This window comes from Bacillus sp. IBL03825 (genome assembly GCF_024712505.1).
Lineage (GTDB): Bacteria > Bacillota > Bacilli > Bacillales > Bacillaceae_G > Bacillus_A > Bacillus_A wiedmannii.
Genome location: NZ_JAMXKE010000003.1, coordinates 232,120 through 258,677, shown reverse-complemented (window position 1 = coordinate 258,677; position 26,558 = coordinate 232,120). Strand labels below are relative to the sequence as shown.

Genomic DNA, 26,558 nt, shown 5'->3' with positions numbered 1-26,558 from the left:
ATTTAAGGGAGGCATCGGGATATGGCAATGATTGATTTTTCAGATTCTATTAAATCTTATTGGGATTATTATGGACAAATAAATGGGTTTGGTTCCTTTGTAGATTTCTATATTTATGATTATAGTGTAGGTAATTTAAATGCAGAACAAACGGTTAGTTCAGGAGAAGTTGAACCACAAATAATATTAACCTCTGTTCAAGTATTAGAGAATAATACAGAGGTAAATCAAAGTCAAACGCTTAAATATAGTGAGAAAACGATTGACACAGCTACTTCAACTACTACAAATGGAATAAAGTTTATTGTCGCTGTGAAAGATACTATCCAAGTAGATTTTTCAGCTCATTTTTCATTTGCAGGTAAGGATTATTCAGCGCAGATCGGCGCCGCATTAGAATATAATTTCAGTACTAGTACAGCAAATACACAAACAACGGAGAAACTATGGTCGTTAACACAACCAGTAATTGTGCCGCCTTATTCTACAGTAGTAGCAACACTACAAATATATAATGGCACAGCGTCTATACCAATAAATTTAAGTGGTACTGTTTATGGAAATGGTAGTTATAATGGAAATACAAATTATCTGGCACAAGAATCAGGTTATAAATCTAATGGAAGTAAAGACTATTGGATTGGACCTGCTTCGGAATTAGCTAATAATAGTTGGCCTGACAAACCAGAAAATTATGTATCTTCTAATGATTCTGATGAATCCTTGAATTACACGGGTTCCACAAGAGCTGATTTGACAATGGGGTTATTCAGCCAAATTAAGTTTGAACAACGTCCTCTACCAGGACATAATGGTGAAACTAAAACATTTTATTCACCACTAATTTTAGCAAATAACAAAAGGCTTATTCCTTCAGCAGCTCTCGGAAACGACGTACCAATTATTAACAAATAAAATATATTTAGTTATACCTTATAGATTTAACTAACTTTTGTTGAATCCAATTTAGAAAGGAGCAATTAAATGACTACCATAGATATTGTTGAATTGTTTGGAAATTACGCAAACAAATGGAGTGAGAAGCAGGGAGGGGGAGAAAATAATATTTCATTAATCCTACCCAATTATGAATATTATGCAGTTCAGGATTATTTTAAAAACATTGAATTTTCAGAACCGACTTCGCCAGTAAAAACAGAAATTAAATTAGCATCTGAAACTTATAGTAATACAGGTACAACACCAAAAGAGATTAATATTGAAATGTCTGGAGATGTAAACTATTTAGGTAAATGGACGCTTGATAATGGAGCTAGTACGTTTGGGAAAAATTTAGTGGATATATTCCCTTCAAATGATCCAATAAATGTAGATAAGTCTTCCTTTTCACTAAGGGTAGGAGAGTCCACTACTAGGAAAAATCTAGTAAACTGGGAGTTTAATTACCCCCATGTAATTAGACCACGTTTTAAGATAACAGCTAACTTGATGGTTAAAATGAATGTGATAAAGCGGACGTTTAAGGTAGCAAGGGATTTATCAGGATATGTAGCTGTTTTATTAAAGAAACCCAATGGATCAGTTCAAATATCATTTCATCATGTTGCAGCTATTCTACAGAGATATTATAGTCCTTATTTTAAAATAGACGGTGTAGACGTTACGTTATTTAATAATGGTTCATTTGAAGGAACATATTTTACTGAACCATATATTCATGTGGTAGCATCTAGTCTGGATATTCCTAATTTAACAGAAGAATACAACCTGTATTTCCCAAATAATTCCGGTATGATAATAGAAGAAATACCTCAGCAAACAGATGGTGATTTGTGTGGGAACTAAAAAATTCAGGGGAGGCATCAATATATGACAATTTTTGATTTTGAATCGTCTGTAAGAAGCCGTTGGCAATATGAAGGTGAGAAAAATGATCACTCGATGGATAAATTTACATTGTTTCCTTATACCCTAGAAGATGTAGTGGTAGCATCGCCGCCGGATGCTCTTGAGACCACTCCCGTGCTAGAAGCAAGTTCAATACAAGTCCTTACAAATAATACCGGTATAAATCAAACCCAAACTACAACTTTGAGTCAAAAAACAACCGATACTACATCAACAACAACAATAAACGGATTAAAAATTGCTGGTGATAGTAAATTCCCTTTTACCCAAAAAATACCACTTTCCTTTTTTATAGATGGTGGTACTAATAAGATAGAAATAACTACTATTGGCGAATATAATTTTAACTCAACTGATATAGATACTCAAACTACAGAGAGATTGTGGGAATTTACTCAACCTATAGTTGTACCACCCTATTCTCAAGTAACTACTCAATTATTAATTTATACAGGTTCGTTTTCATATACGCCAGATGTTACAGCTGTGATACGTGGGCAAGGAAACGTTGACTTCCATTACGATGATCTCGCTAAAGGAGAGGGTGATGGTAATTATTGGCATGGTCCAGCAGGGTATATGGCAGATTCTGATTGGCCAGACAGACCTGAAGTATTTATCAGTAATAACGATGATGGTTCCTTAAATTTTCAAGGTTCTGCTTCTATTGAGGGGAAGGCTGGATTGTTTAGTGTAGTAAAATTCGATGAGGCCCCTTTACCGGGGCAGTTAGGGCAAACAAGAACATATTATTCTCCAATCATACTATCGAACAAAAACAGAATTATCAAGCCAGGAACACTCGGTAGAAATATACCAATTATTAACAAATAGAACAATTTAATCTCTTAGAAATTGGTATTTCAATATACTAAAATGACTTTTGGAGATGAATTATTTTACAAATATTTTAGCGAAATCCACAAGGAGATGAAAATATTGGATAATATTGATTTCGGTGAAATACCGTATCCTAATGAAGAAAAAAAAGGGGGCTATACGAATGAGATGCTAAATACGTCTGCAAAATATAATTGTGTGGAGCCAATTGAACTCAAAGTTCCGTTTTGTTGCACAGTACAAATTCCAAGAGGTTTTCGATTACCTGATGAAATAAATTATAAAATTGGATATAATATTGATTGCTTATCCGTTGTAAAAGATCATTGTATAAAAAATGTTCAAGTGGATGATTGTGGACCAGTGGAAATAGATGTAAATGTATTGAAAATAGTAGGTTGTATTGCTATGTTGATAAATGTTCAAGTGAAAAGTGATTGTACCTATCATTATGACTATCATTCAGGTTTATCCTGTGAGAATACAGTATACACGTGTTGTAAGGATACTATTTGTGTTGATAATGTACTAAAATGCAGCACGTGTAAATTACCTGATTATTGCGTATCTTGCGATAGTTTAAAGGTCTCCGATTTAAATTATGAAGTGAAGAATGATTGTGGATGTGTTTATATAGTTTTTACTGGTAATCTCGAATTTTCACAATGCTTATCATAACATGTTTTAAAACTATATAGGGGATTAATGTAGCACACTGTACTTTATTCATCCTTTGAATTACGACAGGGAACTTCAGAATTAAAAATTTAAGGAAGATATCCCCTTTATTTAAACTGTGTAAAAAGATTATTTATGTTACAATACTATTTATAGAGGATTTTTCTTAGAAAAAAGGTTTTAATTTCAATAGGTATTTTGTAGTTTTTATATCAGATGCGAATTATAAGTACTTGATAAAAGACGAAAAAATGTCTTTTATCAAGTACTAACATTTCAATAAGTTTTATCAAATAAATTTCAAATATTCGATAAAACCAGATCAAAAGGCCTGATGGTACACTATATTCTGCTATACTGAAAATAAAATTGATTGTTAGGTGCGATAATCCTAACAGATTTATTCCTAGGCCCTTTAAGAATGAGAGTTTCAATGTAAAAATACAATAGTATTGCCTATGGCTTTAAGTTTATAAACATTATTGACTTAATAAAATAGAAACAGACTTATTATAAGTAGGATAATCAATTAATAATTGTTTATACATACCTCAAATATAGGTATTATAAAAGTAAGTAGTATGTTCGAAATCTTTAGAATAAGATTGGAATAATTATATCTTCGCTTAAATTCTGAGAACAAGCTAATATACCAATCAATATGAATTTGATAACAGAAAAATTCATGATAAACTGCAAAAAGTTCATCGAAATATCTGGGAATTTATAAGGGAATAAATGTTTCATAAAGTAATACATACAATAATTTTCAAAAATGTATTCTAATGATTTAATTCTAGGATTATAGTAGTTGTTAAGTATAAAATGATAATGATTGAAAACACTTTGTATTTTATACTTTTTTTCAAAATCTAATTTCATATTTATTCGAAAAAGTTCAATGCATTCTTTTAGTCTGTCATTTATTTTAAATTGTTTATTTTGATAATCATGGATGATACGAAGTATACCTTGGATTAAAAAAGGTAGTTTAAGTTCTATGAAATTGATAGGTGAATGTTTCTTGAGTTCTTCTGTTTTTTTTATAGCTAGTTTTATAGCTTTTTTATTATGTTCTGGAGTCCGTAAATTTAGCTCTTCAATAAATATTGCGATAAGCCAAAGGCGTTTTGATAATGTGTATTCTTTTTTTGCAATAAATCTATTAGTATATTATGAATATTTTTTAGATGATTTTGATTTATAGATACATTTTTATCAATGAATTGACAATCAACATCTTTATTCAACGCTAGTTTCCACCTATCAGGTGTTTTGGATAGTAATATCAATCTAGCTATTTCAGGACAGGATAAATTCGCTGTTTGATAATATTCCTCATTTATTTTATTCGTAACTCGTGGATAGATTTCGCAAGTTTTACTCAATGCTTTCATACAATATTCACTTTGTATTTTACTTAAGTTTTTTGGGGTTAAAAAAGGACACCTTCCAGATGATTGTAATTGAATAACTCCATATGACTTATCCGAAAGGGCGGGTTCTTTTTTCTCAATATACTTTTGAAATAATGGTGTTAATTCGGTATGGCTAACACTTTTATAGAAATCATAATGTTCTTTATCTACACTTATGTTCCATCCCTTACAACATGTATCCTCGCATTCAGATCCGATGCAAGAGAATTTAGAGAGAGATTCTGTTATCCAAAATTTTTTTCGTTATATAGTACCTACTAACATATTGAGGGCATAATTACTATTACCTGATTTCTGATATATTTGCTGTTTAATAAATAAAAATAGGTTACCCTTTACCTACTCCTAATTATTGTATTAATTACAAAGAATACTGATATTTAATTTAAAAGAGACTATTATTTAACTTTAACTACTCGGATATTAACACTTTCTACAAGAATAGAGATAATTCCTGCCGTAAGAAGCGAAATGAGTGAATTTACCGAATTTTCAATCTTTTTTCGAGGGAATGAAGAAGTTAATACAATCATAGAATTCATTAAAATTTAATATGTATAAATTTCACGTTTAAATTATTTAAAGTATACATGGGAAAAGCGCTAGTTATTAAAAAGCATAATGATATGAAGCTTCGTCAAGTAAAGTTAGACAAATAAAATACTATCAATCTTGCAGAATACTTATTAAATAATCATTATTAACTTATAAAGCATAAAGAAGAAGTTTTAAAATATTAAGAGCTTCGATTTTATAATAGGAAATATCATAAAAGTATGGAAATTAAAGTGAAAAAATATGAGTTAACTTGACTGATAAATAAATGTTTTTCAGGTATAAAAAATTCTATAATAATAACATGGAAGGATCTTTATTAGATGTATTAGAGAAGTATCCAACCATAAATCATATCTCAAGGTTGGGGTAAAAGAGATTTATTTAACCCATTTGTAAAAGGGTATAGAATTACGGAGAAAAAAATAATGCAAATATATGAATTAACAATACAAGATGTGCAAACTATCTAACCGTATCTATTTTAACACAAATGAAAATAATAGCAGCTTCTCTTCCTGAATATAGGATAGCAAGAGAAATAGCTGTTTTAGAAGATCGTACAGGTCCAAGGTTACTAGCAGAAATAGGGGCTGTTAGATGTTTTCGTACATTGAAAGCATTAGTGTCATATGCAGGACTGATATATCCCTATATCAAGCTGGCCAATTTGAGGAAAGTTCTCTATGAAATTGACCAAAGTTTAAAAAATAGTAAAATCTTCAAAAGGTAACACTGCGTATCAATATGTTTTGCGAAAAGAATTAGAAGGAAAAGCTTCAAAAACAGCTAAGGCTGCAAGAATGAATAAGTTTTTACATGTATATAAAATTTGAGTAATGGAGGTTAATCAAGTGTAGATAAATCAATCACTTTGGTGTTCCATCTCGTATTAAAAATCCACTATCTGGATCAGTTGTCTTATACGCGTTTTTTTTAGTAGGGGTATCAACTTTCCTTTCTAGGTTTTAATTCTTTTTTCCATATATTTCACAATCTTCTATAACGGCAGCTTCTAACTCATTTATATAAAACTTAGGCTTTTCCTTTTTGAATTTATGTCCAAATTCATTTTTATTTGCATTGGCTTTAATATGTATAGAATCTGTCATCAGGGGTCACCATACATGCCCATCTCCCACGATATAGTGTTCCGTCGCTTAATGTACGATTTTATCAAAGATTTCTTCAAAAATATTTTTATGAATGAAACGTGTACAACAATTCCAATTAATTGTAGAGTGATCTAGAATCATGTCTGATAGGGAGTGACCTAAAAACTAACGGTAGGAAATCTTTGCTTTAATTTCCCAATTGACGCTCTGAACGAATACCGTAAAAATACCCAATAAACATCATCTTAAATAAAACAATAGGATGACTAGAAGAACGTCCACTATTTTCACAGTAATAAGGACGTAACTTTTCTTCAATAAAATCAAAACAAATTGTCGCTTCAATCGTACGGAGAAAATGGTCTTGCGGAACTAACTCTTCTACAGAAACTAATACGCGTTCTTCACAATGATTTTTTAAGGCACCCATCATAAGAAATCTTTCCATTTCCTCTTTTTTATCAGTGTTGACACATAAAAAAGGTTCGAACACAAAAATAGGCTGTGGAGAAGACTTTCTCCACAGCCTGAAAAATAACCGTACTTACGTTGAAGTGATTGTTATATAAAATTATATTTTTATCTTGAGAATAATTAGTAGGTTGTATTTATTATTGGATAGATTGATGCTTGGAAAATTATCTCTAAATGCAATAATTCATGTCATGTATCACTATCACTTGTTTCTTCTAATTGACGTTTTTCTAAACGTTCGATAGCTTCACGTCGTTTAGAATCATCAATGTTTGTATACAAAGATGTTGTTTCCATCGAGTTATGTCCCATTTGATTCGCTAACAGAACAAGATCTTTATTTTCATTATAATGATTAGTTGCGTATGTATGGCGCAACTTGTGAGGGCTCTTTTTTTCATCAAACGCTCGAGTATATTTCTCTGTGAATTTTTGTATTGCGTTAACAGAAATCTGCGCATATGATCCTTTATAATTCGTTACAAATAGAATATCTTCTTCATCAGGACACTTGTAACGAGCAGCACGTACTTTAAGATACTCTTGAACATCATCTAGGGCTGTTTGTGTAGCCAAAATAGAGGATTTTTTATCTCCTTTTCGTAAAACTTTAATGTAACGAGTACGAAAATTTATGCTAGAAATAGTTAAACTAGCTACTTCAGATACCCGAAGGCCTGTACCTAAAATTAAACTCAGAATAGCAATATCACGCTCTCTATCGCGTTTGAAGAATCTTAACTTACCAGGAGCGTTTTCTTGCAGCATTTGCTCATATTCATTGGATAAAAAGCGCATAAATTTTATGTCATCATTATTGTGGAAAATAACTTCTGAAATTTCTTTTGCTCTTGCTGCGGCATCAATTTTTTCCTTATGAATCTCCATTTTAGCCATAACATTTCTATAAAAGTAACATTCTCCATTATCATCTTCAGTATTGCTTGTTAGATAGTTAAATAGAGATTTTAAAGCGGAAAATGTCCGTATAACGGCCTTTGTTTTATTACCTTGTCTCTCTAAGTAACTTTTAAATCGTTTTACTTGTTTAAGGGGAAGGTGTTCCAACGTTTCAATTGGCACCTCATGTATTTTGGTTACAACTTCTCCATCTGCGACAGCAAGACGAGAGGAGATCAACCATTGTAAAAACATTTCATATTCAATTAAATATCCATACAAAGTAGCAGGGGAGAGGTTTGTTTTCTCTTCAATATATTCAATGATATACCAGGGCATTTTTTCTTTATGGCGTTCTACACGCGCTTGATACACTTGTTTTTCTCGATTGCTCAATTTTTTCACCTCAAACTTCAAAACAGTACATTGACTTTTTATAATCAATGTACTGTTTTGTCTAATTTTACATTAAATACAATTTTAATTGATAATTATTTTTTCTTTTTAGATATCCCTAGAATTTTGTCAATTAAGACAATAATATTATGTAGTAATTTTACAAATAAAGCACAAATAAAAACAATAACAAACATTTGTAAAATTTTATTCTCCGTAAGCAACTTAGTAAAGCTTAGTGGAATTATAAGTGCATTAACTAAAATAAATAGCATCATAGTAGTTATGGCAGTAAAAAAATTTTCCTTTGTATTTGATACTTGGGTTACATTCTTATAATTTAATGCCGCTGCTCCTATTAAAATAGCTGCAAGTCCAAAAATGACAGATAAGTTAGTTTGCGCAAATGTTTTTATGTATTCTTGCATAATTTTAGTGCCTTCACTACTAGAATATAAACCTTCATTAGACCAAATACTATATACTAAGATATGTATGCTGACATAGGAACATGCAATAAACCAAAATAAGTACTTATCTATTTTATTTGTATTCAAATTCAATTTCAATCACTCCTAAAAGTTATTTATATTAGAATGCTGCTCTTCATTAATAATAATTAGATCCACATACTATAATTTTTATATTTGCGTCTTAATATAAAAATTATACAATAAATAAGGTTCTGTATCAATTGTAAGTTAAACACGGATTTAATGTAAAATCAAAGAGATTATAATCTATGTACTATTTTTGAAGTTTGAGGTGAAAAAATTGAGCAATCGAGAAAAACAAGTGTATCAAGCGCGTGTAGAACGCCATAAAGAAAAAATGCCCTGGTATATCATTGAATATATTGAAGAGAAAACAACCTCTCCCCTGCTACTTTGTATGGATATTTAATTGAATATGAAATGTTTTTACAATGGTTGATCTCCTCTCGTCTTGCTGTTGCAGATGGAGAAGTTGTAACGAAAATACATGAGGTTCCAATTGAAACATTGGAACACCTTCCTCTTAAACAAGTAAAACGATTTAAAAGTTATCTAGAGAGACAAGGTAATAGAACAAAGGCAGTTATACGGACATTTTCGGCTTTAAAGTCATTATTTAACTATTTAACAAGTAATACTGAAGATGATAATGGAGAATGTTACTTTTATAGAAATGTTATGGCCAAAATGGAGATTCATAAGGAAAAAATTGATGCCGCAGCAAGAGCAAAAGAAATTTCAGAAGTTATTTTCCATAATAATGATGACATTAAATTTATGCGCTTTTTATCAAATGAATATGAGCAGATGCTGCAAGAAACCGCCCCTGGAAAATTAAGATTCTTTAAACGTGATAGAGAGCGTGATATTGCTATTCTAAGTTTAATCTTAGGTACAGGTCTTCGTGTATCAGAAACAGCCAGTTTGACTATTTCTAGTATTAATTTTCGTACTCGTTACATTAAAATTATACGTAAAGGAGATAAAAAATCATCTATCTTAGCTACACAAACAGCCCTAGATGATGTTCAAGAATACCTTAAAGTACGTACTTTAGGTTATAAGTGTCCTGATGATGAAGATATTCTTTTTGTAACGAATTATAAATATTGTTATATAGCTTGCTTATTTTATTGGCGGTTTTTCTCAATTTTCGAGGCTTCTATATCATCGAATGAAGGTTTTTGTAGATAAAATAGGGCTGTCTTTTTTATTAGATATAATAATATTAGAATGTATATATCCAACACATTCATAAATACTAAAAATTAGAGTGCAAACCAATACTTCGGCCTGCACTCTAATTTTTAGTATAGTTCTTTGTATTGATAAGGTTATTACTCAAGTCTCAAGAGACTAGGTAGTTGTTCGTTATAAGGTACTTTTTACGTTAGGTGGGATAGAAAATGAAGCGGTTCTTAATTCAAAATACTAGCCAGGAATAGTTGCACTCTCATTGTCGGATTTAACAAGAGCTAGCATTCATCTTCTGAGGTGCACTTTGTCATAATTCCTTCACCAAGTTCTAGACACATTTTACAATTTCCAGAAATTAATAATTGAATTTGGCCAAGGTGATTTTTATTATACTTTATTTCCCTTGACTATTTGTTTATAAATTTGGCAGTAGAACTAACTATGGAAATTTCAATTTCTAATTAATCGCCGTAAATTTAATAAGCAACATGGGTTAGAAGGCAACATTTTTGGACAACATATTAATATCTAATTATGTTTTTCTATTATGTCTACAATGAGACAAATCCTATTATGCAAAACAACAAGAGTTAATTTATTATAAAGTGATGCACATAATTAAACTTTATCTCCCTTACATAAGTCCAGTCTGAAACAGCTGTAACGATTTCATCGACGTATCCAGGATGACACAAAAGTTCTGTTACACCGAATTTAAGATTTTGAAAATGACGTTCCAAACGAGAAATACCATCTCCTTCGAAATAAGTATCCATAATAAAGTAATCTGTGCTTTTAGGATGATTAACTCTAATTACCAGATTAAAAATTGTTTTTCTCATATATAAATGATTTAAATTCGCAAATGAAGCCAATTGTTTATACACTTTTGGATATGTTGATGAGAATCAATATGTGTAGGATTTAATCCGCATTGAATTAATCGATTCTATTGAGAATGAAGCTCCATAAAAACATCCGCCTCGTCCCAAGTGTTATGAAGGTCATATGAAAATTTTTCATTTTCATTCACAAGTGAGGATACATGTTCATGAGAATTAACAGGACTACCATATGTTAAATTAAAATGCATCCCTATTCCTTATGTTGGGCATGTAGATATTCGCTCAACCGCATCTAAAACCCTGGCATATTTGCCATTATTGTTGTACTAGAAATATTTCCTGCTTCAATGGCTTCTATTATACTCTTATTAATACTGGGGGATAATCCAAAATCATCCGCGTTTTTAATTAGATATTTTTTCATTTCCTACTTATAAATATAATTTCAATTATATTTTACATATATGCAATTTAAGAGAAAAAAGCACCACCAAATCATATCTGACTGATAATGTTTCCACTTTGAATATCTTGTACTTTTTTATGTTAATTTTGATTTTTAGAATACTATTTTCGGTACAGCTCCGTTTTGAAGGTTATTTATAAATAATTTATTATTTCTTCGAATTTAAAATTTGATTCTCCTAATTTTTTATGAAGTATGAAAAAGAGAGCTTTCTTATAATGGTTGTATTCAAAAATCATCGTGATGAACGTGTATCAGTTTCTGTAGAAGCGTTATTTTCTTCGTGCGATTGAAGCGACAATTAGCTTTGGTTTTATTGAATAGAAGTTACGCCCTTATTACTGTGAAAATAATGGCCGTCCTACTATTCATCCTATTATTTTATTTAAGATGATGCTTATTGGATATTTTTATGGTATTCGCTCCGAATGTCAGTTTGAAAAAGATATTTAAACAAATATTGCTTACCGTTGGTCTTTAGGATTTTCCCTATCAGATGTGATTCCAGATCAATTTATAATCAGTTGAAATCGTCTTACTCATTTCATTCATACAAATATTTTTGAAGAAATTTTTGATGAGATTGTACGTCAAGCAGCAGAGTAACGAATGGTGGGTGGCCGTGCATTGATGACAGATTCTAAACATATTAAGGCTAATGCCAATAAAAATAAGTTTGTACATTAATTTAAAAAAGAAAAGCCAAATTTTTATATAGATGAACTAGAAATTGCGGTTATCGAAGAGTATGAGATACATGAAAAAAGAATTAAACTCTAAAAAGGAACGTGATGCCCCCTACTAAAAAAACTCGGATAAGTATAACTAATCCAGATAGTGGATTTTTAATGAGGGATGGAAAAACAAACGATTTTCATTTCTTATATCATCGTACGACTGATGCGAAGTACAATGTGGTCGCCGATACTTATATAACGGCTGAAGATATAGCAGATTCCGAACCGTATTTAGTACGCCTTCTAATCTCTAATTGATAAATTCGGATTCAAAGTTGAAGCAGTCGCGCTTGATGCAGGCTATATCTGCAAGAAATTATGAGAACAGAATATATTTATGATGATGGGGAGTCACCAATTTGGAAATCGCAAATTTCTAGTATCACTGATTCTTGAAGCTTCTATAGTGATGTATGGTGCAAGATTAATTTTTCACTTATCATAAAACTCCTTTATTTGCACTGCTAGATTCCTTTTACAAAGATCCATGCTTGTAGCTGAATTCTTTCCATCTGATGTAACGTCTTAAATATTTGTAGAGCGTGAAAAGGAGCTGTAATGTAGCTCCTTTGTCTTTTTTCACCTAAACTATTATTTTGCTAAAATACCCATATTATATACTGTATCCCATAAAAGAGATTCCAAATTTACCAATCAAAAATCGCTGCTATCAAAACGATATTAGCGTGTGCCTTCTTTGAGGTCAAGGAGTTGCCACTCCCATCGTAGGCCTTGACCAAAGCCACCACCGTGATCAGCAAACAACTTGGCTACTTGCTCAGCGGTTTCTTGCCTCCCCCAATCACGTTGTATCTCGCTGACGTAAGCCACGGTGGTAAGAGGCTGGGCACCCGCTTGAATCATACGCTGAACCCCACGCTCGTGCCCCTCGTCGCTACCGCCACCAGAAGCGTCAGTGACGATATAAACTTCGTAGTTGTCAGCTAGGGCAGACAAGACTGGCATGCTCAGGCAGACTTCTGTCCATAAGCCTGCCATCACCAGTTTTTTCTTACCAGTGCGCTTGACCCAATCAAGCACACGTTGGTCGTCCCAAGAGTTTAGGCCGGTACGGTCAATCGGGGTCTGTTCTGGAAAAACCGCTTGAACTTCCTGAAACAGCGCTTGGCGTTCGGCGAACGCTGTGGTTAAAAGTGTTGGCACCTTGAACAACTTAGCAGCCTTGGCAAGGAACGTCGTGTTATTAACGATGGAATCGTTCGTGTGGGATCGCACAGCTAAGAGCTGAAGGTACTGGTGGTCAATGAGTAGCAAGGCATGATTGCCAGGCTCTAAAAGTGAATTCTTAGACATAATTATTTTCCTCCTTTTGTTAGGTAGCTATTCAATCCATTAGATCATTTAATTAAGAAGCCTATCGTATGATGTTCCAGATTTCAAGATATTGATAATGTATACAACTTAAATATTTGTACAATCCCTATCATATGAGTTGCATGCCATATCCAATAAAAATATGGTAACTCTTAAAGAAAAGGTATTTGAAATGGAGCTCCTTTTCTTTAATTCTATAAATTATTAATACCGTATTCGATACCCTATTTAACTTTCTAGGATGTGAGAATATTTATCAATTGGTAATTTAGTACATCGTATATTAACTTGGCTTCATCCATCATTGATTACTACAAATAAATTCACTCTTAATTAAAAGAGGAATGCTACCAGCAATCAATCCGTTTTCGCGTATAGGAGGAGTAGTACCCTACCCTTCATCTGCTTATATTCATTTCCTAACTAAAAATTGTATATCGTAATTACATATTGGTGAGCTAAGTCCCTTCTATCGAGAAAAAATATTAAGGTCCATTTCCCAAAATATCAATCTGTTCCTAAAGGTTTTAAGACATATAAGACTGAGATAATTCTTTTTTAATGTGATTTATACTATCCTTTATCAAATCGTTATCGATTGAACTTTGCAACAAATAACCAGATTTTTTGTTCCATTTACCATTTACCATTACATAATCTATATTTCCAGCATGACCATTCATTAATATATAATTGTACGGATTATATATTGGTGATGTTTGTTGATTATTAATTTTAACCATTATAAGGTCAGCTTTTTTATTAGGTGTTAAACTTCCAATTTCATCATCCATTTTTAAAGCTCTTGCACCATTTATTGTACCCATTTCTAAAGCGTTTTTTGCATTAAAACGATTTTCATTCGATTCATTTCGAGTATATTTCAACCTTTCATTTTCAACATTATGATAATACGCTAAAGCAATACGTAGTTGTACGATAAGATTTGAACCGACTACCGCTGTTGTGTCTACTCCGATTGAGGGCTTAAGTCCTTGAGTTATCAATGGATGGTAAGGCGGATTACCGTGCCCCATTAACATTTCGACCTCAGGTGTAATTGAAACAGAAATATTTCCTTTCGATAATATTTCATAATCTCTTTGAGATAATCGGTTACAATGAGCGAAGTTTATTAGATTTAATGGGATTTTTTCGTCATGTAAATGCTCAATAATTCCAGCTCCTCCAGCTATGGAATCCCCAAAAATATGACTTGTTGATAGTATATTCATCTTATTTGCTTTTACAATTTGTCGTTTCATTTGATTTATATGATGACTATTTATACCAAGGCCAATTTGAATGATCGAACTATTATTTTCCTGAGAAATTTTCTCCATTTTTTTGAGATTGTCATCACTAACTGGAGACGATAATAATTCGGCAATAGCTACTACAGTACGTATAGAACTTTGTTTAGCTGCTTTTAGATTTGCTAAACCATGTTCCAACGTGTTTGTCGCATTTGCCCAATCTAAAACAGTTGTTATCCCTGTATTAAGAGCTTCTAAATAACCCATATAACATCCTACATATATGTCTTGCGGTCGAAGCCGAGTTGCGATATCTCCATGGAATTGATCAAAATATACACTTAATGGCCAATTTGTAAACGCTTGACTTAATAATTGTTGATAAACATGGCGATGTGTATCAATAAGGCCTGGCATTGTAATATAGTTAGAACCATCAATAATTTCCATAGAAGAATTTGATTTAATATGTTTTCCAATTTGTTTAATTAAATTGTTTTCGATAAGAATGTCTCCGCAAGCTATATCACCTATTTTATCATCCATAGAAAGGATTTGAGTGTTTTTTATTAATATTTTCGACATCTCTATACCTCCTAATATATTAGAGTAGAAACATAATTAAATCATTAATAGTATTTCTCAAACATATGTGCTTTCACAATTTTAATAGATAATAGCGCATATTTTTTGTTATTAAAGTTCATTAATAAAAACCAGTCTGTTAAAGACCGGTTTTTATTAATTATAACTCTGAATAAATTCTCCATTTTTAATTTCCAGATTTAGATACCAACTTTTGTACTATTATCGATAAATTTCCCCTCACTCAACGCTCTTTCATGGCTTTCTATCAGCAGACGGTAGCTTGGCATTACTTCAGCATATAAGTCAGCGAACTCCTTTGTATCTGGACGATTCCATGTTTTCTGAATTTCAGACATCAATGCCAATGTATCAACTGGAATTGCTCCTGCTTGTACCACACGTGCAAGTGTTATATCTGTAGCCATCTTACTCCAGTTTCCTGATGCATCAACAACAGTATAAACCTTATAACCTTCAGCAAGTGCAGATAATGTAGGGAATGCCATACAAACACTTGTTAGGGTACCTGCAATAATTAAAGTCTTTTTACCAGTTGCTTCTACAGCCTTTACAAAATTCGGATTATCCCAAGCATTGATTTCACCATTACGTGCTACATATACTAAATCAGGTAAAATTTCATTAACTTCAGGAATTAAAGGACCGTTGGGACCCTGTGGTACAGAATCGGTAGTAATAGTAGGCAATTTTACCAGTTTTGCCAACTTCGCCAAAGCAATCACATTCCTGCGTAGACTAGTAACATCCATATCCTTAACGGTTTGGAATAGACCGCTTTGATGATCAATTAATAAAAGAGCTGTATCCTTTGGATCAATAAATACATTTTTATTTGTCATGATTTTTCCTCCTATGTCTTTAATTAAAATATAATTTCTGTAGTTTGTGTGGTATATAAGTTGTCATTTATATACTCGCCCCTTAAAAGAACCATTAATTTTTCAAATTACATAAATATCACCCCCTTTCTATTTATGGATGCCAGTAACTCTATTAGACATAATGATTAACAAAATCCACATTGAAATATTAGGTTTCATTAGTTTTTCTCAAGAAATAGATCCACAAATAAACGAACATTCTTATTAAGTTTTAAAATATCCTAATACTCATTATAATTAGGATTATTCATGTACTAACCTCTCAGTCTTCATGTTACTTACACCCTTCAATTAATATCAAATTGATTCAATGTTTATACACTATTAAAACTAATATATCAATAATAAACATTAGTTCTTTCAATACCCTGTACTTATTTTAGACACAGATACAACTTTATTTTCTTGTATTCCCAAATTGATATGCCCCTCAGTACTTTTAATCTCACATTTAATTACATCTCCATCTTTTAAATATCTTGACATTTTTTTCTGTGTCCCAAGTAACAAATCTTTTTTCTTATTCCCCGATATAAGTGGATTTGATAACTCACTAAACTCTTCACTTGATAAATGAAGTGCTACTCCTCCTGGTGTTCCTGTCATCACTAAATCTCCAGGAGATAAGTCCATAATTGTTGATAATTCGTTTAAGGTCTCTTCAGGCTTAAATAATAATTGTGATGTATTAGCGGTTTGTCTAAGCTCCCCGTTAACTGACAATGTAAGTTCAAGACTATGAATTAAAGAAATTTCCGTAGGATCAAGTAAATATAAATATGGTCCGGTCGGACAAAATGTACGATAACTCTTTCCTTTGTACCATTGTCCCTCTGAAAGCTGAATATCTCTTGATGATATATCGTTAGTTATCACTAAGCCCGCTATATATTCATGTGCATTTTCTTTTGTAATTTGAACAGAACCGTCTATCTCCTTACCAATTACAAGTCCAACTTCAATTTCATAATCTAACAATTCGACATGAGACGGACATAGAATATCATCATATGCCCCAGACAAAGAGCTGTCTGCTTTTGTAAAAATCAAATTAAAATCCGCTCTTTTTGCTTCCATCCCAGCTTCTAGCCGATGCTGGGAATAATTAGCTCCTTGACATACTATTCTTGCTGGCTGTGTAACGGGGCTTAAAATTTTTATATTATTTAAGCTGGTTTCCGTTGTCTTTAATATAGCCTCTTTGGCTCGTGCTACCCCTTCTTTTAAAAATTCAGTAAGCGTTTCATAAGTCCCTTCCACAGGATAAATCAAATCATTTACTAATACCCCCCATTGATTTTCACCCTTGTCATTATATCTAACAATACAAAGTCCCATTTAGAATTCCTCCTTGATAATTTTCATATTTTAAAGGCTTTTTATTATAATAAATTTACTTATTTCCTAGTAATTTCAAACTTTTCTTTATACTTTTATCATTTTTATTCAAGAAAATTTCTCTTCAATTAGCGTGAAAGTGTAAAGCACCGCAAATAAGGGGAAGCTTGAAATAACTTCTTGTACATTAAATATTCAGATTCAACATATCGAATATTTGGTTATTTCTCTTTAAAATCTAAAGAGAAAAGGTTACGTAAAAGTGTCCGCATCTATTTAAAATAGAAGGAGCTTAATCTCAATTTACATGCTAGCTTTCAGACAAAAAATATAAGAAATATGAGGATAAGTTTGCTAGAACATTTGAATCATAGTCCGAGATACTCCGTCGTCCCCCATTTCTAAAAAGAGAAGTAGTTCCATTTAGTCGTATGTTAAACCACCTCTCATTTTATTTATTACACCAGCGATTTTTCAAAAGTCGTCCCCCATTTTGTAATACATTCCTCTGTACTCCATACTTTGGGTCTTTGAGGGTAATCTTCATGCCAAGGTCTCGGCTCGAAGTAATTTAAATCTTCAATATAAACATCCAAATCAGTAAAAAGTTCTATCATATTATGATCCGGATCATAATGATACGTAGCCAAATTATGCCCTGCTCCATGACGTGAAGGACCCCATTGTATTGGTATTCCCTTTTTTCCCAAGAAGTCTAAACTTCTATTTAAATGAGTATAGTCTCTCAATTCAAAAGCAATATGGTGAATACCATGCTTTTCTGACGTACAAAAATTAAGAACATGGTGATCTGTATTACACGTCATAAAGCCAAAGTAATCTTCAATCCAATCTGTATTCTTAAGACCAAGATTTTTATAAAAATCTACACTCTTTTTTGCATTTTTGACATATAGAGAAAGATGCCCCAATTTATTTGGAGTAATTCCAACTTCTCTAAAACCCGGAGCAGCTACATTCATCCTAGAATATAACTGAACAACGTAGCCATCTAAATCCATAAATTCTAATTGTTCTTTAATTCCTGGCTGTGCGTCCGTTTTAAATTTTGTACTTATACCAAGTTTATTTAATTGTGCAGCTGCTTCTTTTATAGAAATACTCTCTTTAAGCTGTAGACCCACTTGGTTAATTTCAGACTTATTCGAAGGAGTTAAAATAATATTATGATGATCAGTAGAACTACTAAAGTAAATACTTCCATCACCTAATTGTTCTGTCAAACTGAAGCCCATAATATTTGTATAATAAGATTTCATAGCCTCCAAATCTTTCACAAAAAAATTCACATATCCAAGTTTAAAAACATTTACCATTGCAATTGTTCCCTCCTTTTATGAATGAAATTTATTCCAGATTAAAACTGGAGATGTTAAACACATAATTTATATATACATTAAATGTTAGTGATACAATATTCTTATCCTCTATAAAAACCCATAAATTAAGAATATGATATAAAATATTTGTATTGCCCGAAAGTTTTTAGATTATTACAAATTTATAAACACTTATTAAATTTGACTTCTTATAAAATTACTTTAATTTACTTATTTATACTCTAAAGCAAATTCACTTTAACAATAACAGCACCTTCAGATTTTTAAACTCAAAATAAACACTTAGGGGTTTAAAGAATTTATGGTTGAATCTCTAAAACTGATGTGAAAATTAAGTTTCAACATACTTGAATGCTAAATCGTTTATGAAATAAGTATTGGAAAATACAGTAACCAAACTCATCATAGATAATTAATCTAGGGTGAATTAAACATAAGTTTTCTTTTGTAAGAACGCTAAAGAATAATAAAAGAACTTATCCTGTATTTTTTGTTATACGTTATCCAGTATCAAAATATTTCTAATAAGAAGCAGTTTTTATCAATGTAATATTATTTTTGATTTATATTAGTAAATACAGTGAGAATATATTAAAAGATAATAGTCGGAAATTTGAAGAATCAAGAGTGGTTTCATACGATGGATGTAAAAAGCAATCTGTCCTTTTTTAAGTGCACTATTAAACTTGCACTATGTTAATAAAGGAAGTTGTTAGCGAAACCGTAATTGTTACGATTTACAGAGGAAAATATTATATAATCCCGATTTAAATGTTACTAATTCATAAGTTTTCAATCATAAAAATCAATTATCCAAAATCTTCCTGACACCCGTAATTATAATTTTAAATTCTCTACGGCCTAGATATTTAGAGTCGATTTGTTTAGTGGCGGTAAATAATTAATAGGAAATTTATAGATAATTAACCCCCATAGATTTTTTATTACTTAATAATTGTCCCTCCTTAATCTCATAAGAGCGATTACATTATAAGTTTACTAATAAACTTATAATGTAATCGTAACTGATTTTACACGATTCGTCAACAAAATAACTCCTTTACTAGTGATATTAAAATTTGATTTTTATATAATGGGTATTGAAAATTTAAAATAACTATGCAATAGAAAGCGATTTCCTCCATACCAACGAGATTTTTCCAACCCTCAATCCTTTAGTTAACTAGACAGTTGTTCAATCTCCCCCACGATCCCCCATCAATTACCTTCCGAATTTTGTAAGGGAAAATGATAGCACACAACAATGGCGTTTTGTCTGTTTCCTTTTTGTGGGTTCATTGGTTACACAGATAAGCTATTTTATGCACCAGCAGTCACATAAATATGCTGTCTATCATGTACATTCGTTGCTGTAAAACCATATGACAAAATCACACCTTACGGTGTAAAATATATATGATTTTTATATCCCTTATACTAATGTTACGAGTAGATTTCCCACATTTTCCTTATAATCAAAACCTATTCCGCGAGACAATGCTATCGATTAAAACATAAGGAATTAGCTCTGAAATTCATTTCTTTAGGAACCTGTTTATGAATTAGAAATGGATTTTTCGCAAAATAAAGGATATTGATATAAGAAACAATTTAATAAAAAATATTTGAGTAAGGCTTTACGACAAGTAATTGAACAACCTATCCAGTGGGAACAGATTCTATTTTAAACTGTCTACGTAAGCAAATAAAACGTGAAAATGGGATTGATTTTCTTCAAAATTAATTATCCTACTATTGAATTGATAATCTCTAGAAGTAGCATGATACTATCATTCTTCTAAAAAGAAAGATTTCTTTTATGTATCTAGTATTGAATGTTTATGAATTTTACAACACCTTCTCTTTGTAAAATGGTATACTTAAATCTTATATAAAACGAAAGAAGTGACTAATTATGTTCAAAAAAAATCATCTTATGAAAGACAAAAATCGTCTAAGCTTATTAATCTGGTTTCGATTAGCTAGGTTTTATCAAGAAAGCAACCAATTGTCTCATTTACACTTACGAAAATTCAGCATCTCTGTATCTCAGTTTGATGTTCTTGTACAGATTATGACCCATCAGCCAATTTCTCAAAAAGAATTAGGTGCTAAATTATTAGTGACAAAGGGTGGCGTTACACAAATGCTCGCAAGACTTGAAAAAGACGGACTGATAGAGCGCTCTCAAACTTGGAGAACCAAGCTCATTTCTTTAACAGACAGCGGACAAAAAATCTTAAATCTCTCCCTTCCAGAGCAATCCGACTTCCAAGCTTCCATGTTCGATTGTTTAGATGAAGAAGAAAAGAAGCAATTTTTAAATACTTTACGAAAACTTAACCAACACATTCAAAAAAAGACATTAGAGTAATTGCAAAATATTATTCCTAATACAAAAGATGTATCAAACCTTGGTATACAATGCTATTAATGCATCTAATTCATCCCTGCTCACCACTTAACGCCCTCACGAACTCTTTGAAGTGGGAATTTCCTACGATTAAGAGACGAATAACTTCGTTTCTAAGATTAAGTCCTGCATAACGTCTCTATCGTGATGTGTGCCACAAGACGGACAATCCCACTTACGAAGAATTAGATTTTTAACATTTTTATTTTGGTAACCACAACTTGCTTCCTATACTATCTTGCCTTGTACTCCAACATATTTCGGAATTGTGGCCAAGATACTTCACTAATTGCTTTGGCAAGTTTACCGTTTTTTAGCATATTGCTTACTTATAGATCCTCAATACCAATTAAATCGTGGTTTTTGATGATTTTGGTTGAGATTTTATCCAAGTAATTTTTTCTTGCATTAGTAATATGTTCCTGGATTCGTGCTACTTTATACGTTGTTTATTCCAGTTCAAAGAACCTCTCGTTCTTCTGAAAAGAATGCGTTGTGCTTCTGCTAACTTTTTTTGTGTATAGTTCCATTTGAAAGAATAGAAAAATCCTTTCATATCACATCCACCCCAACAAAAGAGCCTGTTTTCGGTAAATCATGTACGTCTGTCTCAACTAACAAAGGTACAAAGTATTTACTACTTGAATCCTGTCTAATAGTAGCATTCAAAATAAGCCCTGTTATCTCATGGCTCTTTGTAAACTTCACAAATCCGAATTTAGGTAGTTTAATTCTATTGTCTATTACAGCAATATTGTCATTTGTTTGTTTTGTTGTGTAAGGTTGGATTTTATTCCGTTTAGAATTGGATTGTGGAAAATCGATCTATTTCTTAAAAAAGCGAAAAAAGCATCTGCTCGATTTTTTAACGAATTCCTCGAAAGGATCCTCCTTCCTCAAGCGTGTGAAGGGCTTAGCCCAGTGATAGGTGGAAGATGAATTTCGGTTTGGTGTAACCAAAAAGCACTTAACTGTTCTTATTATTTTCTCCATAATATAATTAGTTTTATAATGTATAAAGGGTGTTATACAAATGAAATTAGACAGTAATAATCATTCAGTGTTCTTGTTGTATTATGGTCGTAAAATACAGAAAAAATGTGTTTGTTAATGATAGGTCAGACTATGCAAAAGACATGTTCGTGCGATTTTCTGAAAACTATAACATCACATTAGATGAGTGGAATCATAATGTAGACCATGTTCATATGTTGTTTAAAGCATATCCGAATACAGAAATGACAAAATTCGTCAATGCTTATAAGATGCAAGTTCTCGACTCATTAAAAGGGATTTTTCACAAGTAAAAAAGAAACTTTGGAAAGAACTGTTTTTGTCAAGAAGTTTTTACTAACTACTGGTGGTTCACCCATAGACGTGGTAAAGAAGTATATTGAAAATCAAGGTGAAAAATGAGGTGAAATGATATGACAAAGCATATAAATTTCGTTTGTATCCAACAGAAGAGCAAGCATCCCTTATGCGTAAAACCTTTGGTTGTGTACGTTTCGTGTATAACAGAATGTTAGCAGAACGTAAAGAAGCGTACGAAAAATACAAAGATGATAAGGAACAATTAAATAAACAAAAGCCTCCAACTCCTGCGAAATACAAAGCAGAATTTGAGTGGTTAAAAGAAGTTGATTCATTAGCTTTGGCAAATGCGCTACTAAACTTACAAACTGCCTATAATAATTTCTTTAGAGGTCAAAATGACTTCCCAACATTCAAAAACAAAAAAGACAGAAAGTCTTATGCAACGAATCTAGTAAATGGAAATATTATGTTGCTTAATGGTCATATCAAATTGCCAAAACTGAAAATGGTACGTATCAAACAGCATAGAAAAATACCACAAGACCATATGATTAAGTCATGTACGATTTCTATGGCACCTACTGGTAAATACTATGTGTCCATCTTGACTGCATACGAAAAAGAAATTGTACAAAAAGAAGTAGAAACAGTTGTTGGATTAGACTTTGCAATGGAGGGATTATACGATAGAACTGAGGATGAGAAAGCCAATTATCCTCAGTTCTACCGTAACATGTTAGACCGATTAGCAAAGGCACAACGAATATTATCAAGACGTGCTAAAAGTTCAGAACGTTGGAACAAACAACGTATTCGTGTAGCGAAATTACAGGAGAAAGTAGTTAACCAACGTAAGAATTCCCTTCATCATGAGTCTAAAAAGTTAGCTACTCATTTTGATGTTGTAGCTATTGAGGATCTAAGCATGAAAGGAATGTCGCAATCACTTCATTTTGGAAAAAGTGTCGCTGATAATGGTTGGGGTATGTTCACTTCTTTCTTAGCTTATAAACTACACGAACAAGGAAAACAACTTGTGAAAATAGACAAATGGTTTCCCTCCACAAAAACATGTAACGGTTGTGGAAATGTAAAAAGTATGTCATTGTCTGAACGAGTATATTCTTGTGTATGCGGTGTAAATCTCGATAGAGATTATAAAGCAGCTATCAATATCAAAAATGAAGCAATACTCCAATTAGCGCTAGCGTAAATAGCAATAAAATAACCTTTAGAACAAGGGACTTAACTCGGCTGTCTTAAGACTAATTCGTTAGCTATAAAAAGTAACAACTAACCGAGAAGCCCCCACTTCAAACAGTCCGTTAGGACGTTAAGTGGGGGGTAGTTCACTGTAGATTGAAAGACAATACTATCTACTTCTTTTAAATATATTGTATTATTCTATTTTTAAAATTTAGCGAACTTAGCAGAGCAATAATGATATGTTAATCCTTTCCCTGTTTCTTTGTAAATATCACAAGAAAGCGATTACATACAAAACGACTGCAACCAAGCATTTTCGCAAGCAAAACTTGGTGTTCTTGATTTGGGTAGATGCGAAATTTATATGCCTTATTGATTAACATGGATTACACCTTATTTTCTAGTATTCTTCTTAATAGTATAAAAAAGTAGGCTTACGCCTACCAACATCAACTACCACCTAAAATTGGTGTTTCCCCCTTCAGGAAACAGAAAAAAAGGCATGTTACCAATAACAAAGGACACTATCGCTCTTCTATATCTTTGTGTCCTCTATGTTAATCGAAAAAAAGGATATTGTTTTGACAACAATACAAGAATCCCCCAACCCAACCTCGATTAGAGGTTGGGCATATATCCAGGGAATTTATCCTCAGGGTCGAAGGAGACATACCTATGTCGTTGGTGCTCAAAAGATTATTCTACACACAGCGCTAATTTTCTTATAGTTCAGCGTCTGTCCTTTTAAGTGCAATATGATTAGCCGGGATTTTCATCCATTGAGCTGTTCTTCCCCTACATACCAGCTGAATATTCCCTTGATTCTGTAAAGATTTAAGAGCCCTATTAATAGTACTTTCTCCAATATCGGGATTTTTTTGTCTGATTATTTCTTTCGTAAAAGCTCCTTCGTGACGGTTAATAAAATCCCTAATTCTTTGGATTTTACAATTTTTCGAACAGGATATTTCAATATAATTAACTAATTCTTCATAAGCTTCTAAAATAATTTTCACTAAAACTTCTAACCAAAAGGTAATATTATGTTCTTTATCATATAAATTAGCGGAAGATTTATAAAAGGCATTTAAATATTCACGTTCATATTTTTGTATAAAATTGTCAAGACAAATATATTTTATAAATATATGGCCTTTTTGTAAAAGAAATAAGTGAAATAATAAGCGAGCTAATTTAATATTTCCAAAATCAAATGGAATAATATATGCAAGGGTCAAAATGAAATTGCAAATTGATGTAATAGGTTCTAAGTGATTATCTTTATCCCAAACATTATATTCATTGCATAATTGATTTATAGAACTCTGAATCTCTACATGAGGTTTAAATTTGTATGCATGAAGAAAAAAAGTAATCATAGGAGAGTTAGGTATTATTAGATCTTTTTGTCTCCACCTACCACTATCTGAAGAATGATATTTAAAAAGTTGAAAATGCAGTTCTGAAATAAATTCTGAACTTAACTTTAGTTTTTTATGGTTATCATGAATGAGGGAAAGTACTTCATTATAACAAAATATCTCATCTTCAATTTTTGTCTTAGGAAAGACTTCAGATCTTATCAATTGCTGTATTCTTTTATTTACTATTTTAGTTTTTGGATGTGTTTTAATCTGAGTTTCTATATACTTTATTTTAGTGGATTTTTGTAATTCTTTAAAAATCCCTGGATACGTTTTATGATAAACATCAATTTTCCCCTTATACTCATTAATTTGACCAATTGACTTTACTAAATCCAAACTTAGTAACAAACTTTTGAAATTATCATTAAAATATATTTGCATCCTAATCCCCCTATGAATTAAATCCTTTATATTTGTGGTAAGTTATTTCATCATCGATTATAAAGTAAATTCTATCAGAATGACATTACAGGAATATTATTTTAAAATATTTTATGTCTTTTGTTAGATTAGGTAATAAAAGGTAGGATTTGATTTAAAAGTGGATGCTATTCCTTTTTGAAATAATTTGAAACTATACTCAAAAAATTAGGTAATAACAGCAACTAGAGATTAGATATGAAAATTCCGAAAAAACAAAAAATACACAAGCCCACCACCTATTTGAATGTTTTCGAACTAGCACTAAGAAGGGTTCTATTGCAAAGTTTTTTTAACAGATAGAAAGTTAGGGTAAGTACAGTTAAATCTTATGCAATTGTAAGTAATTGCTGTAATTCATTGTACGTTTTTGTTTATATATAGTATGCATCGTTTCGATTCCTTTCAAGGTACGCGAAGCATGGCGAAGACTTTGAAATCCTGCAAATTTGGAAAAGCAGCGTTATACATGCCTATGTTCCAAGATAAGTGTACTCTTTTATTTTTCTTCTTCCAAATTTGATAGATCAGGTGGCCATATTCATGAACCCAGCGCATAATCGTTGTTGGATGGACTGAAACACCACGTTCATTCAAAATTTCAGAGACATCACGATAGCTTAAAGAAAAACGGCTACCAAAATAATATCCTGTTTAAATTGCTTTCCTTTAAAATATTTTAATTATGATAATAGGCATTTTTTACAAGCAAACTTAAGACTATTTTGTAGAATAGTAAAGTAGTATAAATTCATGAATAAATAAAGGTGAAATATAATTTTATTTTGGAGGTGTAATAAAATCACTTTGATTAAACCAGTAGCATTTTTATTCGAAGCATTTTCTATACTATACCTTTATTTTTTTATCATTTTAGCCAAGAAGACTCCTTCCTCAAGGAACGCGAAGTGAGTAGGTGGGAGATGAATTGGCTTCGGACAAGGGATGGCAGGATGCCATCTTAATTGTTCGACATACATAAAGTGTTAC

At 31.7% G+C, this 26,558-nt stretch carries 16 protein-coding genes and 8 pseudogenes; 9 read left to right on the top strand and 15 right to left on the bottom strand.

Annotated elements, in window-relative coordinates; genetic code table 11:
* Positions 1 to 21 precede the first annotated feature (21 nt).
* From NHG49_RS30720 to NHG49_RS30705, 4 genes are all read left to right on the top strand, one after another.
* Positions 22 to 915: an ETX/MTX2 family pore-forming toxin gene (locus NHG49_RS30720; protein WP_258127177.1), complete on the top strand. Its 894-nt coding sequence runs from the start codon at positions 22 to 24 to the stop codon at positions 913 to 915.
* Positions 916 to 984: 69 nt separating this feature from the next.
* On the top strand, positions 985 to 1,806 hold the full coding sequence (locus NHG49_RS30715) for a hypothetical protein (protein WP_258127176.1): 822 nt from the start codon (positions 985 to 987) through the stop codon (positions 1,804 to 1,806).
* A gap of 24 nt (positions 1,807 to 1,830) precedes the next feature.
* Positions 1,831 to 2,703, top strand: coding sequence for an ETX/MTX2 family pore-forming toxin (locus tag NHG49_RS30710; protein WP_258127175.1), 873 nt, complete (start codon positions 1,831 to 1,833; stop codon positions 2,701 to 2,703).
* A 105-nt stretch (positions 2,704 to 2,808) separates the two neighbouring features.
* Positions 2,809 to 3,387, top strand: a complete 579-nt coding sequence (locus NHG49_RS30705; protein WP_258127174.1) for an ABC transporter permease — start codon at positions 2,809 to 2,811, stop codon at positions 3,385 to 3,387.
* Between the two features lie 1,091 nt (positions 3,388 to 4,478).
* Here NHG49_RS30705 and fliB read toward each other — a convergent pair.
* The 4 genes and pseudogenes from fliB to NHG49_RS30685 all read right to left on the bottom strand — a co-directional run bounded on the left by fliB (position 4,479) and on the right by NHG49_RS30685 (position 8,829).
* Positions 4,479 to 5,054, bottom strand: coding sequence for a flagellin lysine-N-methylase (gene fliB / locus NHG49_RS30700; protein WP_258127213.1), 576 nt, complete (start codon positions 5,052 to 5,054; stop codon positions 4,479 to 4,481).
* A 1,202-nt stretch (positions 5,055 to 6,256) separates the two neighbouring features.
* Positions 6,257 to 6,929, bottom strand: a pseudogene (locus tag NHG49_RS30695) (transposase); the annotation flags it as partial.
* A 230-nt stretch (positions 6,930 to 7,159) separates the two neighbouring features.
* Entirely contained in the window at positions 7,160 to 8,266 is a 1,107-nt protein-coding gene (gene xerS / locus NHG49_RS30690; protein WP_258127212.1) for a tyrosine recombinase XerS, read from the bottom strand.
* 95 nt (positions 8,267 to 8,361) lie between these two features.
* Positions 8,362 to 8,829: a cytochrome b gene (locus NHG49_RS30685; RefSeq protein ID WP_258127173.1), complete on the bottom strand. Its 468-nt coding sequence runs from the start codon at positions 8,827 to 8,829 to the stop codon at positions 8,362 to 8,364.
* 211 nt (positions 8,830 to 9,040) lie between these two features.
* On the opposite strand from NHG49_RS30685, the pseudogene xerS (NHG49_RS30680) reads away from it, so the two are divergent.
* A pseudogene (gene xerS / locus NHG49_RS30680) lies at positions 9,041 to 9,876 on the top strand (tyrosine recombinase XerS); the annotation flags it as partial.
* Positions 9,877 to 10,547: 671 nt separating this feature from the next.
* Here xerS (NHG49_RS30680) and NHG49_RS30675 read toward each other — a convergent pair.
* Positions 10,548 to 10,832 (bottom strand): polysaccharide deacetylase family protein, encoded by a 285-nt coding sequence (locus tag NHG49_RS30675; protein ID WP_258127172.1) that lies wholly within the window; start codon positions 10,830 to 10,832, stop codon positions 10,548 to 10,550.
* Between the two features lie 262 nt (positions 10,833 to 11,094).
* Entirely contained in the window at positions 11,095 to 11,226 is a 132-nt protein-coding gene (locus NHG49_RS31800; protein ID WP_374987940.1) for a ChbG/HpnK family deacetylase, read from the bottom strand.
* 257 nt (positions 11,227 to 11,483) lie between these two features.
* Between NHG49_RS31800 and NHG49_RS30670 the strand changes: the two are divergent.
* Positions 11,484 to 12,324, top strand: a pseudogene (locus NHG49_RS30670) (transposase); the annotation flags it as partial.
* A gap of 362 nt (positions 12,325 to 12,686) precedes the next feature.
* Here the strand turns inward: NHG49_RS30670 and NHG49_RS30665 are convergent.
* The 5 genes from NHG49_RS30665 to NHG49_RS30645 all read right to left on the bottom strand — a co-directional run bounded on the left by NHG49_RS30665 (position 12,687) and on the right by NHG49_RS30645 (position 18,761).
* Complete coding sequence (locus NHG49_RS30665) at positions 12,687 to 13,319, bottom strand: hydrolase (RefSeq protein WP_258127171.1); 633 nt, start codon at positions 13,317 to 13,319, stop codon at positions 12,687 to 12,689.
* A 548-nt stretch (positions 13,320 to 13,867) separates the two neighbouring features.
* The gene (locus NHG49_RS30660; RefSeq protein WP_258127170.1) at positions 13,868 to 15,181 is read right to left on the bottom strand and encodes an amidohydrolase family protein; all 1,314 of its coding nucleotides are present in this window, start codon (positions 15,179 to 15,181) and stop codon (positions 13,868 to 13,870) included.
* 200 nt (positions 15,182 to 15,381) lie between these two features.
* Positions 15,382 to 16,044 carry an isochorismatase family protein gene (locus tag NHG49_RS30655; RefSeq protein WP_258127168.1) on the bottom strand — a complete coding sequence of 221 codons (663 nt, stop codon included), beginning with the start codon at positions 16,042 to 16,044 and terminating at the stop codon, positions 15,382 to 15,384.
* Between the two features lie 402 nt (positions 16,045 to 16,446).
* A complete protein-coding gene (locus NHG49_RS30650) occupies positions 16,447 to 17,424 on the bottom strand; it encodes a fumarylacetoacetate hydrolase family protein (protein ID WP_258127167.1) in 978 nt (325 codons plus the stop codon).
* A 458-nt stretch (positions 17,425 to 17,882) separates the two neighbouring features.
* Positions 17,883 to 18,761, bottom strand: a complete 879-nt coding sequence (locus tag NHG49_RS30645; protein ID WP_258127166.1) for a VOC family protein — start codon at positions 18,759 to 18,761, stop codon at positions 17,883 to 17,885.
* Positions 18,762 to 20,700: 1,939 nt separating this feature from the next.
* Here NHG49_RS30645 and NHG49_RS30640 point away from each other — a divergent pair.
* Positions 20,701 to 21,159, top strand: coding sequence for a MarR family winged helix-turn-helix transcriptional regulator (locus NHG49_RS30640; protein ID WP_374987939.1), 459 nt, complete (start codon positions 20,701 to 20,703; stop codon positions 21,157 to 21,159).
* Between the two features lie 70 nt (positions 21,160 to 21,229).
* Here NHG49_RS30640 and NHG49_RS30635 read toward each other — a convergent pair.
* A pseudogene (locus NHG49_RS30635) lies at positions 21,230 to 22,085 on the bottom strand (RNA-guided endonuclease TnpB family protein); the annotation flags it as partial.
* Positions 22,086 to 22,231: 146 nt separating this feature from the next.
* Between NHG49_RS30635 and tnpA the strand changes: the two are divergent.
* Both tnpA and NHG49_RS30625 read left to right on the top strand, forming a co-directional pair.
* Positions 22,232 to 22,614, top strand: a pseudogene (gene tnpA / locus NHG49_RS30630) (IS200/IS605 family transposase).
* A 10-nt stretch (positions 22,615 to 22,624) separates the two neighbouring features.
* Positions 22,625 to 23,728 (top strand): annotated as a pseudogene (locus NHG49_RS30625) (RNA-guided endonuclease TnpB family protein); the annotation flags it as partial.
* 203 nt (positions 23,729 to 23,931) lie between these two features.
* On the opposite strand, the pseudogene NHG49_RS30620 reads toward NHG49_RS30625, so the two are convergent.
* From NHG49_RS30620 to NHG49_RS30610, 3 genes and pseudogenes are all read right to left on the bottom strand, one after another.
* Positions 23,932 to 24,104, bottom strand: a pseudogene (locus NHG49_RS30620) (helix-turn-helix domain-containing protein); the annotation flags it as partial.
* A 339-nt stretch (positions 24,105 to 24,443) separates the two neighbouring features.
* On the bottom strand, positions 24,444 to 25,529 hold the full coding sequence (locus NHG49_RS30615; protein WP_258127164.1) for a Fic family protein: 1,086 nt from the start codon (positions 25,527 to 25,529) through the stop codon (positions 24,444 to 24,446).
* A 513-nt stretch (positions 25,530 to 26,042) separates the two neighbouring features.
* Positions 26,043 to 26,215, bottom strand: a pseudogene (locus NHG49_RS30610) (IS6 family transposase); the annotation flags it as partial.
* Positions 26,216 to 26,558: the final 343 nt, after the last annotated feature.